This is a genomic window from Pseudoalteromonas sp. 19-MNA-CIBAN-0066, from assembly GCF_040308705.1.
In the GTDB taxonomy this organism is placed as follows: Bacteria; Pseudomonadota; Gammaproteobacteria; order Enterobacterales; family Alteromonadaceae; genus Pseudoalteromonas; species Pseudoalteromonas nigrifaciens.
This window is the reverse complement of record NZ_JBEONZ010000023.1, coordinates 1-12402: the sequence shown is the minus strand read 5'-3', so window position 1 is coordinate 12402 and position 12402 is coordinate 1. Positions and strand designations below refer to the sequence as shown.

Genomic DNA, 12402 nt, shown 5'->3' with positions numbered 1-12402 from the left:
CAAAAGTAAGCGGCTTTTTTGTGTCTAAATTTTACAAATAAAAAGGCCGCTATTTATAAAATAGCGGCCTTTTTATTAGTAGCTTTAACCTCCAATATATAGGATGTTTAGCTTAGTTTCTGATTACTTAGTATATGCGCGTGGCATACTTGACTCAGTTGTATAACGGTCACGCAGTTTATCTTGGCGAGATTGTGTAGATACCTCAACCCCATTAATAAACATTTTGCTCACGTGGCTGCTAAGCTCAAACGGATCATTGCTCCACATAACTACATCGGCCGCTTTACCCACTGCTAGGCTGCCTGCATTAATGCCAAATACATCAGCCACGTTTGCTGTAACTGCTTTTAACGCACCTTGCTGGCTCATACCATACGATACAGCATTACCCGCATCAAAACGTAGCTGGTAAACATTATGACTGGCATCGCCGCCCACTGTTAGCAGTACTTTTACGCCGGCCTTTTCAAGTAATCCTGCATTATTTAAACTCGCATTTAATGAGTCAAAACTACCTGGCAAACTATCCATAGCACTAATGATCACTGGAATGTCTGCTTTAGCTAAACGCTCTTTAACTACAACAGCATCTTGCGCACCATTAAGTACTAAGTTAATGCCAAACTGCTGCTTTACTTTAATAAGCTCAACTATATCGGCAGCGCGAGATACATTAACGATTAATGGCATTTCACCGCTAAGTACTTTAACCATTATTTTATCTTCGGCGGTTGGCTTTTTGTCATCTTTTTTAGCTTTTTTATCGGCTTTAGTTTGATGTTCATCAAGCTTATTTATAAGCGTTTGCAAAGTAAACGCACGCGAACCTTTACGGCGCTCACCTAAATTAACCACTAGTGCCACTTGTTTTTGCAGTACGCTTTCAAAGCTACCACTTAAATCAACTACACTTGCAAGGCCTGCAAAAATACTCTCGCCGCCCTGTGGGGTAATCACATCGCGTGTAATTCCGCCTTTACGTGCGTAAGGAATTAACCCCGAGTGGCCGTTAAAAGCTAAACTTGCATCAAAATCAATACCGGCTTTTTCATCGCCGCCATCGCGTGAGCCTGCAACCGCACCTACTTCAACTAAACCTAATTGGTTAATACTGGCAATAAAGCCAGGCGTTACTATTTGGCCCTTAGCATCAATAATTTTGTCGGCTTTTACAGCGCTTGGATTAATGGCAGAAATTTTGCCATCAGTCATTACAATGCTCGCGCCCTCTAATACACCTTGCTCTGTTGAGGTGTGTAATGTGGCGTTAATAATTGCCAGTGACTGCGCATTAACCGCGCCTGCTGCTAATAACCCTGCAGCAACCAGAGAAAGCGAAAACGAACGTGATAAATTTTTCATTCTGGGTGCTCCTTATTGTTGACCTAACATAAAATCACTTGTTGCCTGATACGTGCTATCGTTTCTATCGTAAACTTTTGCACCATCAACAAACACTTGCTCAGCTTTAGCGTAAACACTAAACGGGCTTTGGTTCCAAATAACCACATCGCCCTGTTTACCCGCTTCGAGTGAGCCTGTTTTATCATCAATTCCTAGTGATTTTGCCGCATTAGCAGTGATCCACTTAATTGCGTGCTGCTCCGAAATATCAAAACCATTTTGATTAGCGCGGAACATTACCTTAGCGGCCTCTTGGTTTAAGCGCTGAATAGTCGTATCTGAATCAGAATGAACTACCGCACACGAGTTTTTAACCGCATCAACAATGGCCACATTTTCTTGCACCATGTCGTAGGCTTCCATTTTAAAGCCCCACCAGTCTGGCCAAAGCGCAGCACATGAACCGTTTGCAGCTAGCATGTCGGCAATTTTATAGGCTTCTATACCATGATGAAAAGTACCCGCGTGGTAATTAAATTCTTTTGAAAGGTCAATCATCATCGCCATTTCTTCTGCTTTATAGCAATGGTTATGAATGCGCACTTCGCCCTCTAACACTCCACGCAGTGTGTCGTATTTAATGTCGCGGGTAGGTGCTGCTGGGTTTTTACCCGCTGCATAATCGCTATCGTATTTATCCCACGCGCGTTTGTATTCTACAGTTTCGGCCCATGCCATTCTGTAACCGGCCATGTTCCCCATACGGGTTGACGGTAACGTGCCTTTACGACCATAAACGCGTTTTGGGTTTTCGCCACACGCCATTTTTAAGCCGTACGGCGCATCTGGAAATTTCATTGCTTGCATTGTATGCGCTGGTACGTTTTTAAGTGTTACGCCGCGCCCACCAAACAAGTTAGCAGAGCCAGGTAATATTTGTAGTGAGGTAATACCGCCTTCGCGAGCACGGTTAAAGCCTGGATCTTGTGGCCAAATAGAGTGTTCTACCCATACTTCTGCTGTATTTGGGCTGGTCATTTCGTTACCGTCTTGATGTGACTCAACCGAGGGGCTTGGATATGCACCTAAATGTGAGTGAACGTCAATTATACCCGGTGTTACCCACTTGCCTTGAGCATCAATTGTGGTATCTGCTGATGCAGTTAAATCTTTGCCTACTTGTTGTACTTTACCATCAACAAGTAATACATCGGTATCATCTAAGCGCTCGCCCGTACCAGTTAATACAGTGGCATTAGTGATCAGCGTGCTTGATGTAGCAACCACTTTATAAGTACTTGGGTAAGGGTTTTTGTTTATTGTTATTTTATCGTCTTGTGGGCCGTTTTCTTGGCAACCAACAAGTGCAGTTGCTAAGCCAATAGCTAACAATGAGGGAGCAAATTTTTGCATGTTATTCGGTTCTCCTGTTTTTTTGCTACTTTAGCTAAAGCTAACTAATAAAGCTAAAAAAACAGGCCAAAAACCAATAAATTGAGATGAGTTGCTGTAATTACTTTTTTATATAATTGTTATAAAGTTTCTCTAGTGCGCCTTCGGTTGTTAACACTGGATCTTTTTCCATAAAGTGTTTAACAGTGCGAGTTACAAAATCAGAGTTTTGTTTGTGCAGCTTTGAAAAATCTTTAATTAACGTGTTGCCATCTTTAGCGGCAGTTACTTTGTCATGCCGATGACGATACTGGCTAAGTGCTTTGTTAAAATCACCTTGATAGTCTTCAACCAATATTTTATAAAAATCACTTTTATCAACATTTAAGTCGGTAATACAGTAGCTTAGTGCCTCTTTAAAATCAGTAAATAACACGCCTTCTACGTCAAATTCTTTGGTTTTTTCCCGCACTGTGACCTTAGCCTCTTCAGTGGCGTAACTAAAGCCAGTAAATGCTAAGCGCTCTGCGGCTTCTTTACCTAGTTTCATACCCGCTTGAATGCTGTGCGCAAACTCGTCGCTCATATCACCCAGTTCACTCTCTTCCCACATATTATAAACACGCAGTGGTTTAGCGTATTTATTAGAAAGCTTTTTTTTCATTTTAGTAAAGCGCTCATCTATCGTCATTAACCTTTCGTTATGTAGTAGCGCATAGCACTCATAACATGCCGGTATTGATACAAAGTCGGCTTCTTCACCTAGGTCAATAATGCTTTGTAGCATGTGTAATGGCGGACAATGGTCGCGCTCTGTCGCTTCACAGCCACAATAAAAACATTGGTTAAAGTGCTGTTGGTCGCATGCATACGCCTGCTGATAATAACTGGCTAGCGTTTTACTCACAGTGGCTCCTTTTAATTAAACACTAAAAATTAGGGGGCGATAATAACAGTCTGAAAAAATATGTCAGTAGCTATAAAATACTTTTAATAAAATTATTTTATAGCTCAGACTATATTTAAATCACGGCAGCGATTAACCCAAACAATCCACCAAACACGCCGCCCCATACAACTAACCAACCTAAGTGCTCGCGGATCATGGTTTGAATAATCTCTTTAACCATTTTAGGGGTTAGCTCATCAAGGCGCTCATCAACTAATTTAAGCACTGTATTGTGTAAACTTTCAGCACTATTACTTTGCGAAAGTGTTTGACTAACTAAGGCTTTAAAGTTATCAGTTTGAGATATTTCTCCAAGCGACAGTTGCATTTTTTCAATGAATTTTTCACGCATTGGCTCAACCGCCGCACTGCCACCAAACATAGCAAGCATGCTGCCAAACTGAGATTGCTCAATTACCTCTAGTAAACTGTCGAATGCGGGGTTTAAATCAACATTATTTATTATTGGTTCAAAGTCGATATTAGGTTGCGCTTTGCTGAGTAAGCTATTAATTTTTTGCTCTGAAAAAAACTCAGTTAAAATTAAGTTTCTTATTGCTACTTTAAAGCTTTGAAACTTTAACGCGATTACTCCCGAACCATATAAAAAAGGTACTTTTTCGAACAGCATATGAATAGCTAATAAATTAGTCACCGCTCCAGAGAGTGCAAATAAACCAACCGACAGCACAATTGCCTGATCAAATATAAAGCCGAGAACAACAAATATACCCGCTAGCAAATTGGTTATTAAACTTTTATTCATTTTTATTCCATTTCAGTGATTTATGGCATTAATTTTACAACGATTAGTTTGTTAAATTAATACCTTTTTGCCATAGTTTAAGTATCGGTTTAAAAAGCGAGCAATTGTTATGTGGAAAACAGTAAACGAGCAAATAAGCCAAGCCATACATTATGACTTTAAACACACTCATAAACAGCAACTTCAGAGTACCAACACCGACAAACTTTTTCATATAACTAATGGTACGCACAACTATTTAGTAAAAGTAGCGTTAAAAAATGAGCTTGAACGCCTAGAGAGCGAATCTCTTGGTTTAAAGCTGCTCACAGAAAATGGGGTGTTTATAGTGCCTGATTGCATTACAACAGGTGCAAATATAGAGTTCTCGTTTATTGTTTTAGAGTGGTTAGAATTTGACAAACAACCACACCCCACATGGAACGCAATGGGAAAAGGCTTAGCAATGTTGCATCAAAAGCATCAGCAAGCTATGTTTGGTTTTGATGTAGATAATTATTTAGCCACTACAGTACAGCCTAATAGCTGGCATAAAAAGTGGTATATATTTTACGCCGAAGAGCGCATAGGCTGGCAATTACAATTATTGGCAGAAAAAGGCATTATATTTATAGAGCCAGAGCGATTAATTAATTTAGTAAAAGAGCAATTACACAGCCACCCAGTAAAGCCATCATTATTACATGGCGATTTTTGGCGTGGCAATATAGGGTTTATAAATACAGTACCGAGCATATTTAACCCTGCCTGTTATTACGGTGACCGAGAGGTTGATATAGCCATGAGCGAGCTATTTGCACCACTGCCAGATGATTTTTACAGCGCTTATAATCAACAATATCCGTTGCTAGCAAGTTTTGAGCAACGTAAATTAATATACCAGCTTTACCCTATTTTAAACCACGCTAATATTTTTGCGGGGCATTACCTTACCCAAGCAAAACAACACATAGAAAGGTTAATAAAGTAATCCTAATAAACTAAATTAAACGCAGTAAACATTTAATCCCGACTATATTGAGCTTATACCAATAGTATTAAGTAAGTGATTAATTAGTGTAATTATATTATTGAAAGCCTACTTAATAATGTACATGGAGTGATTATGAAAAACTTTGTATCGCAACGTATTTCATGTCCGCACTGCGGGCATCATATTCATTTAGATTTAGATGCCAGCATGGGAGATCAAGACTACATAGAAGAGTGCAGCGCCTGTTGTAACCCTATTCATTTAAACATGCACATTGACCATGCTCGTAATAAACTAGAATTACATGTAGATAGCGGCGACGAACAAATATTTTAACTCTGCTGACGCAAGTAGTTCTCGACCGTATTTATTATGGTATAGGTTTGCTGATCTACCTCAATATTAAACTCATCACCTAGCTTAGCTGCATCTAAGTTTGTAATAGCGAGGGTTTCGGGAATAAGGTGCAGCCAAAAGCCCTGCTCATCAACATTACCTACGGTTAAACTTGCGCCATTTATAGCCACAAAACCTTTATACAATACATACTTTTGCCACTGCGGCGGTATGCACAATTGCATTTTATAATTACTTTGCTGTTTAACTATTTGCACCACTTTAGCCGTACAGTGAATATGGCCAGATACAATATGCCCGCCAAGTTCAGTACCAAAGGTTACTGAACGCTCATAATTAACTAAACTGCCCAGTTCAAGCTTACCTAAGTTAGTTAACTTGAGTGTTTCATCAATCACATCAAAATATACCTGCGCCATTGAATCATCATCACTTGCTAATACTTTAACAACCGTTAAACAACAGCCATTAATAGCAATACTCGCCCCTAAATTTAGTTGCTGTATATATTGCTTTTCAACCGCTATGGTTAATTGCATTACGCCATTTACTTGGTTAGCCGACACGACTCTCGCTTGGGTTTGTATAATTCCTGTAAACATATAATCTCTTAAGTTTATTACAAAATTGGGGCTGTTAAGCCTTTGCTGCTTAATAGCCTCTAGTTTAACGTATCAAGTTATAAAATCATGCACTCTTAATAATTATCTTAATGGATTGGCACCCCGCAATAGATTACAATTATGCCCTGTATTATTTCTTAGCTGTTTGTTATGACATTTAGTAATTGGGAAGCTAAACGCTTACTTTCCCTTGCCATCCCCGTTTTTTTAGCTCAGGTTACCCTTGTTTTAATGTCTGTCGTCGATACGATTATGGCAGGCCAAGTAAGCCCAACTGATTTAGCTGCTTTATCTATTGCCACTGGTATTTGGAACCCATTATTACTTGCACTGCAAGGTATTTTACTCGCTTTAACCGGTGTTATTGCACAGTTTGCGGGGGCCAACGATAAAAAAGGCATCAGCCATTATTTTCAACAAGCTTTATATTTAACTGCGCTACTATGTATTGCTGGGTTTGGTATTGCTCAATTTGCCGATATTATTATTTTAAAACTCGACACCAGCCCTGCTATAGCAACACTTGCCAGTGATTATATTCGCTTTGTTAAATGGGGAGTGTTTGGCTTTTTAATTTTTACCGTTTACAGAAATATGACCGAAGGTATGGGCATGACCAAACCCGCTTTTTATATCAGCCTGTTAGGTTTAGCGGTTAATATTCCGGTGAATTATATTTTTATTAATGGCTTATTTGGCCTACCCGCTTATGGCGGCGCAGGCTGTGGTATTGCTACTGCATTAGTATTAACTGTAATGGCAATAGCCCAGGTTATTTATTGCCAAATGAGTAAAAAAATAGATGCTAAAGGCTTAATGACCCCCTTTGAAAAACCTAATTTAACCACTATCGGCATTATCACTAAATTGGGTATTCCTATTTCATTAGCCACTTTTTTTGAAGTAACCTTATTTGCCTGTATTCCATTATTTATTGCCCATTTAGGCGCCGTAGCCGTATCTGGCCATCAAATTGCCGCCAGCGTTACCACTTTATTGTTTATGATGCCGCTCAGCCTTTCTATTGCTATAAGCATACGTATAGGCAACTTATATGGTCAAAACCATTTAAAACAGCTAAAAGTTGCTGTTTCAACTAGCTATATACTGGCAGCGCTCATTGCCCTGTTTGTTGCCGTAACTACCTTTTTAGGCCGCGATTTAATAAGCCAACTATACAGCGACAGCCCCGAAGTACTGGCACTGGCTTCATCAATCATGATTTTAGCCTGTATATATCAACTACCTGATGCACTACAAGTTGCTGCAAATGGCATATTACGTGGATTAAAATACACCGCACCTATTTCATACATTACATTTGTATCGTATTGGTTAGTTGGCTTTGCACTAGGCTATGTATTAGCCAGAACCGACTTAATCGTCCCAGCAATGGGCCCACATGGTTTTTGGTTGGGCATTATTGTTGGCTTAACACTCGCTGCTGTATTGTTAATGTACACAGTACATAGACGTTTTAAATATGAACCGTCTTTGCAAGCTTAAACGGCTATTAGTAAAGCCACTGCCAATAACCTGTTTATTGGTAGTGTGCTTTATTGCATTAACCGCTTGTAGCGATAAGCCCAGTAATGCAAACCATACTTATATCCAGCGACTAGCTAACACGCTTGATTTACAGCCAGTAACACCAAAACCGCTAGTGCCACTAAGCTTAATACCATTAACTGTATTAAGTGATAGCAACATCACCTTGGGCATTATTCAACTTGCCAGTTTAAGCCACTGCAAACTTAACGTCCTCATTAGCGAGCATAATAACCAACTCGGTAAAACCGCCACAGCGGCAAGCATATTAATCTATCAAATAAAATTTATACAAAGTGCGCAGCAGTGCTTAACTTCGCTTGAAAAAGACTCTTCTATTTATAAAAAGATTTTGGCGGCAACCGAACACAAACAAAATAACTTAATGCACTACTTTAATAGCATGCTCTATAAAGAGTCCGAGCTTAATCGCATTTGGCAACTGAGCTCGCGAGAGCTTTCAATAACCCCAGCAGGCTTTAGCGACACAGTAAATGCCGTAACAAAGCTGGTAAATATTAAACAACAAATAACCAAGCAGCAGTTTGCACAAATAAACTCCGAGCATTTATTTGCCGCACTAGAGCAGCTTAATAAATACCAGTTTAACCAGCAGCTAATTCAATCAGCAAGAACGCAAATAGCCCTAAATAACAGTGCTACCCAATTTATAAACACCATAAATATTAGCCAGCTATGCCAAGCAGGTAAAAATAATAACCAAGCGCAAATTGTAAATAATATCTTTAAAAAATATTACTTAGGACAAGTGCAACCTTACCAAGCACAGCTCGCCGGCTACTTAGAAACCCTGCAACCGCTATATCAACAACTTTGGTATAAAACAGCAATCACCAGCAAACCAATTAATAATTTACTCCAGCCCAATGCAAACAGTAACTTATTGAACCAACTAAAATACTCAGCTAAAAACCATGTATTTTGGTGGCAAAAATTTTATAAAATGTGTGAAATCAGCCCAATATGAATAAAAAAACGGCAAATAAACGCAAAAACTATAAAGCTGCTTGATCCAACTCCCATCACGCTATATATTAGCGCCCGTGCTACCTAGTTAGCACTTAGCTTAAATTAAAGTAATACGACTGTAGCTCAGTTGGTTAGAGCACTACCTTGACATGGTAGGGGTCGGTGGTTCGAATCCACTCAGTCGTACCAACATTTAAGAATCCTAAAATAATTGTACGACCGTAGCTCAGCTGGTTAGAGCGCTACCTTGACATGGTAGAGGTCGGTGGTTCGAATCCACTCGGTCGTACCAATTAAACTCTATATTTCAAACAGTTAAAAACCCTATTCAATCTATTCGTTTAATTATTCAACTAAAAATTAAATTCTTAGTTTTTTATTATTTTGCATTCAAAATTTTAAAATAACGAGAGCCAAGCCTCAAAAGATCATCCTAAAAATTCCAGTTTTTATCGATTTGTGCCCAAACTTGTGCCCAAGCGCCCAAACCACTTTTTTAGCTCTTTAACCTTCCTCAAAATTAGACCCCTACCCTTGCAAATTCACAAACCTCAAATCACAAATTCCAAACCAAAAATTTCAAATCAGGTGACCACTACCCTAATATTTTCCGTGTCATTTCATGAAATATTCTATTATGGATAAACCTCGCGTCTGCACCAAATGTACATCAAAAAAATGCTGCGCGATTTATGATTTTAACAGGCATACGCCCTATTAATATTCCACAAATGAAGTGGGAGTGGCTCAATAGTATCGATTTCCCCAACCTTAATTACCTTTCCGGCATCTGTTGTTGGGGTTCGTGGAGAAATGAAAAACCAAAAAGAATATAAGCTGCCATTAACCAAGGCCATGCGCGCCATTATTTTAGAACAAAGAGCTTGGATGGAAAATGCATTACCGAACTGTAACCCTGATCATATATTTCTTCAGCCTCGCGATCTTAACAAACCATTTGCTAAAAGGTCGCTGGACAAAATCATTAAAGATTACTCACCTGTTGATGCAGTAAAAGGAGATAAAAGAAATATTGTAATGAAAGGATCTGCAGGTGCATTTTGCACAATGTGCCGAAGTTTTTTAAATCCAACGCAAAAGCGACTATGGTTACCAACGGCTATCATTTTAAACACGCAGAGGAACTCACCAGACTCGCGCTTCATCACCTCAGAAAAGAGGACGATCCAAACGGCTTGAATTATGATAAATCTGAAGAGCTATTTGGCACTTCAACAAAGCTAAAATTTAACGTATTCAAAATTCATGAAGCAAGTATTTTAAAAAGAGCGAAAGAACTCGAAAGCCAACAACTCAAACTTACAGGTATGCAAAGTAAACAAGCTAAAAACCAAAAAGAAAATAACGAAAAAAAAGCCTTGAGAGATAGAATTATAGCCCATTTAGTTCACAAAGGCAGTTATGTAAACTTCATTAATCAGCCACTTGGTGATACGGGCAGAGTAGCAAAAGATTTGATCTTAACCGAAGAAGGAAGAGCTGTCGTTGAGAGATATTTAAGTGACCAAGAAGCCAAAGCAAAAAATAATTAAAAAAAGTTTAATTTCGACTTACCAAAGTTTTTGTAAAAAAAGTTAATTTCATACCATTGCCTTATTAGAGCGATACCTCATCAGTTATTTGATGATTTTAACCTTTTTAAGGCTTATGTATTAATGGCAACATCAGTATTAAATTCAATAAAACCATGTGAGGTTACGATTAAAAGTCGTGACCTTTGCATGGCTGAATTTAATGCATTTAAGCCACCGTACAATGACGAGTCAATGGAAGAGCTAGCCAGTCTTGCGACTATTATATTGGCGCAAGAAAAAGGAAGAAGACTTTCAAAGTATCAGCTTAAAGATCAAATAAGAATTGTATTCCAGCATGATGGCATTATTAAATTTTTTACTCATTTTAAAAAAGAACATGGCATAAAAAATATTAAGCTTGGTGATTCTAATGATATGAGTTTTTCAGCAGCGAAATTAAAAGCGACCGAAATATACAAGAAGAACACCTCTAATTACACATTCGAATTTGTAGTGAGTAAACAAATAGAAAATTTACAGGCAATTAATAAACATAGCCCTAGCAAGTTAGCTGACACCACAGTAATCACATATACTTCTTACCTTAATGCAATTCAAAATGCATTTGGTAAAAATACGTTATTTCAGACTATTACGCCTGAGATAATTGAAACCACGCTTGACCAACTACTAACAGAAAAAAGTGGTCCGCATGTGGCTAAGCTATTCGAGCAGATGAAAAAACTGTGGGTGTTCGCAAAAAATAAATATAATAACGGCACTAATCCATTCCTAGAGGTAGACAATAATTATATATCTACTCGAACGGCGAAGCCTATTCCTTGTAAGGCATATACTGATATATCTCTAATTTCTCAGCTATACATAAACCTAAAAACAGCTAAAAGTAATACATTAATAAATGCTGTTCTGTTGATGATGTTTACAGGGCTAAGGCCCATAAATATTTGCAACCTACGTCTATCGTATATAGATGATTTAACTAATCCTAAATTTTTAACGTTTCCTGAAACAACTCATACCGCTCGCGGAGCAATGAAAAACCAAAAAGAGTTTAGAAAACAACTCACACCCGAGATGAAAAAAGCAATACAGCAAGAGTTAAAATTAAACCCAGACATAAACCGCACCTACTTATTTTGTAAGGTTAAAGACAACTCTAAACCCATTAGTAAAGAGAGTTTAAACCGAACTCTTAAATATCATGCGCCAAAAGACATGGTAGCGGCCCCGCGAGATAACATAAATATAAAAGGCTCAGCCGGAGCATTTCCAACACTACTTCGCAGCTTCTTAAAGTCACATATGAAAGAAGTGCTAACTAAAAAAAATTGGGTCATCAACAATTGCTGAAATTGAGTCTAAAAAAATGCTCCATCACTCTGTTTCAGAGCACGATCCAATGAGTAAACATTATGACCACTCGAATAAAATATATAATACTGATATTAAGGCACTTTATAAAAACTTTTCCCTATTTGAGAAGGAAATACTTAAAGAAGTAAAAATACAGGCTAAGTTAAAAAACAAAACGACTAAAAAATCATTTTTAAAATTAGATAATTCAAATAAATTCATCGCCAAAGTCAAAAGCACAGTAAGTGCTTATTCAACTCTCTGGGGCAATATACTTCAGCCAACCCGAAAGCTTAAAAGAGCCGCCCTATGCATATATTAGAGTAGCGTTTACATACAGCTATACAAGGTTGCCTTTGATTACAAAATCTATAAAGAGTTTTTACTAGGTGGTGCCGATTGGTTACGTATAAAAGCAGGAATATCAAAAATATCAGATGCTTTTGGCTTAGTAGCGACTACTTTAGACACGGCTAGCGCATTTTAATCCCAGACTCTAGCAGGGTTGAGCGGTAATCATCGTCTAGCCCTGCCATTTTCTTTTT

13 protein-coding genes and 2 tRNA genes are annotated in these 12402 nt (G+C 38.3%); 10 read left to right on the top strand and 5 right to left on the bottom strand.

The genetic code is table 11. The features are described from left to right. Positions 1 to 123: 123 nt before the first annotated feature. From AAEZ18_RS12980 to AAEZ18_RS12965, 4 genes are all read right to left on the bottom strand, one after another. Positions 124 to 1365, bottom strand: coding sequence for an amidohydrolase family protein (locus tag AAEZ18_RS12980; protein ID WP_089368373.1), 1242 nt, complete (start codon positions 1363 to 1365; stop codon positions 124 to 126). A gap of 12 nt (positions 1366 to 1377) precedes the next feature. Further along, a complete protein-coding gene (locus AAEZ18_RS12975; protein ID WP_011328405.1) occupies positions 1378 to 2760 on the bottom strand; it encodes an amidohydrolase in 1383 nt (460 codons plus the stop codon). A 100-nt stretch (positions 2761 to 2860) separates the two neighbouring features. Continuing rightward, entirely contained in the window at positions 2861 to 3646 is a 786-nt protein-coding gene (locus AAEZ18_RS12970; protein WP_309216199.1) for a hypothetical protein, read from the bottom strand. Positions 3647 to 3761: 115 nt separating this feature from the next. Further along, complete coding sequence (locus tag AAEZ18_RS12965) at positions 3762 to 4454, bottom strand: hypothetical protein (protein WP_011328407.1); 693 nt, start codon at positions 4452 to 4454, stop codon at positions 3762 to 3764. 109 nt (positions 4455 to 4563) lie between these two features. Between AAEZ18_RS12965 and AAEZ18_RS12960 the strand changes: the two genes are divergently transcribed. Both AAEZ18_RS12960 and AAEZ18_RS12955 read left to right on the top strand, forming a co-directional pair. Beyond that, positions 4564 to 5424, top strand: a complete 861-nt coding sequence (locus tag AAEZ18_RS12960; protein WP_350594945.1) for a fructosamine kinase family protein — start codon at positions 4564 to 4566, stop codon at positions 5422 to 5424. A 135-nt stretch (positions 5425 to 5559) separates the two neighbouring features. After that, positions 5560 to 5763 (top strand): CPXCG motif-containing cysteine-rich protein, encoded by a 204-nt coding sequence (locus AAEZ18_RS12955; protein WP_011328409.1) that lies wholly within the window; start codon positions 5560 to 5562, stop codon positions 5761 to 5763. On the opposite strand, the gene AAEZ18_RS12950 is transcribed toward AAEZ18_RS12955, so the two are convergent. Next, on the bottom strand, positions 5760 to 6386 hold the full coding sequence (locus AAEZ18_RS12950; protein ID WP_350594943.1) for a riboflavin synthase subunit alpha: 627 nt from the start codon (positions 6384 to 6386) through the stop codon (positions 5760 to 5762). The two genes, AAEZ18_RS12955 and AAEZ18_RS12950, sit on opposite strands and share 4 nt — an antisense overlap. Positions 6387 to 6557: 171 nt before the next feature. Between AAEZ18_RS12950 and AAEZ18_RS12945 the strand changes: the two genes are divergently transcribed. The 8 genes from AAEZ18_RS12945 to AAEZ18_RS12910 all read left to right on the top strand — a co-directional run bounded on the left by AAEZ18_RS12945 (position 6558) and on the right by AAEZ18_RS12910 (position 12179). Continuing rightward, complete coding sequence (locus AAEZ18_RS12945) at positions 6558 to 7913, top strand: MATE family efflux transporter (protein WP_011328411.1); 1356 nt, start codon at positions 6558 to 6560, stop codon at positions 7911 to 7913. Next, entirely contained in the window at positions 7891 to 8943 is a 1053-nt protein-coding gene (locus tag AAEZ18_RS12940) for a DUF3080 domain-containing protein (protein WP_350594941.1), read from the top strand. The genes AAEZ18_RS12945 and AAEZ18_RS12940 overlap by 23 nt, the downstream gene beginning before the upstream one ends. A 114-nt stretch (positions 8944 to 9057) precedes the next feature. Then, positions 9058 to 9134, top strand: a tRNA-Val gene (locus tag AAEZ18_RS12935). Between the two features lie 26 nt (positions 9135 to 9160). Beyond that, a tRNA-Val gene (locus tag AAEZ18_RS12930) sits at positions 9161 to 9237 on the top strand. 521 nt (positions 9238 to 9758) lie between these two features. Continuing rightward, a complete protein-coding gene (locus AAEZ18_RS12925) occupies positions 9759 to 10145 on the top strand; it encodes a site-specific integrase (protein ID WP_350594938.1) in 387 nt (128 codons plus the stop codon). After that, positions 10142 to 10498, top strand: coding sequence for a hypothetical protein (locus AAEZ18_RS12920; RefSeq protein ID WP_350594937.1), 357 nt, complete (start codon positions 10142 to 10144; stop codon positions 10496 to 10498). The genes AAEZ18_RS12925 and AAEZ18_RS12920 overlap by 4 nt, the downstream gene beginning before the upstream one ends. Positions 10499 to 10621: 123 nt before the next feature. Further along, entirely contained in the window at positions 10622 to 11854 is a 1233-nt protein-coding gene (locus AAEZ18_RS12915; RefSeq protein WP_350594935.1) for a site-specific integrase, read from the top strand. A gap of 49 nt (positions 11855 to 11903) precedes the next feature. Then, positions 11904 to 12179 carry a hypothetical protein gene (locus AAEZ18_RS12910; protein ID WP_350594932.1) on the top strand — a complete coding sequence of 92 codons (276 nt, stop codon included), beginning with the start codon at positions 11904 to 11906 and terminating at the stop codon, positions 12177 to 12179. The last annotated feature ends 223 nt before the right edge of the window (positions 12180 to 12402 follow it).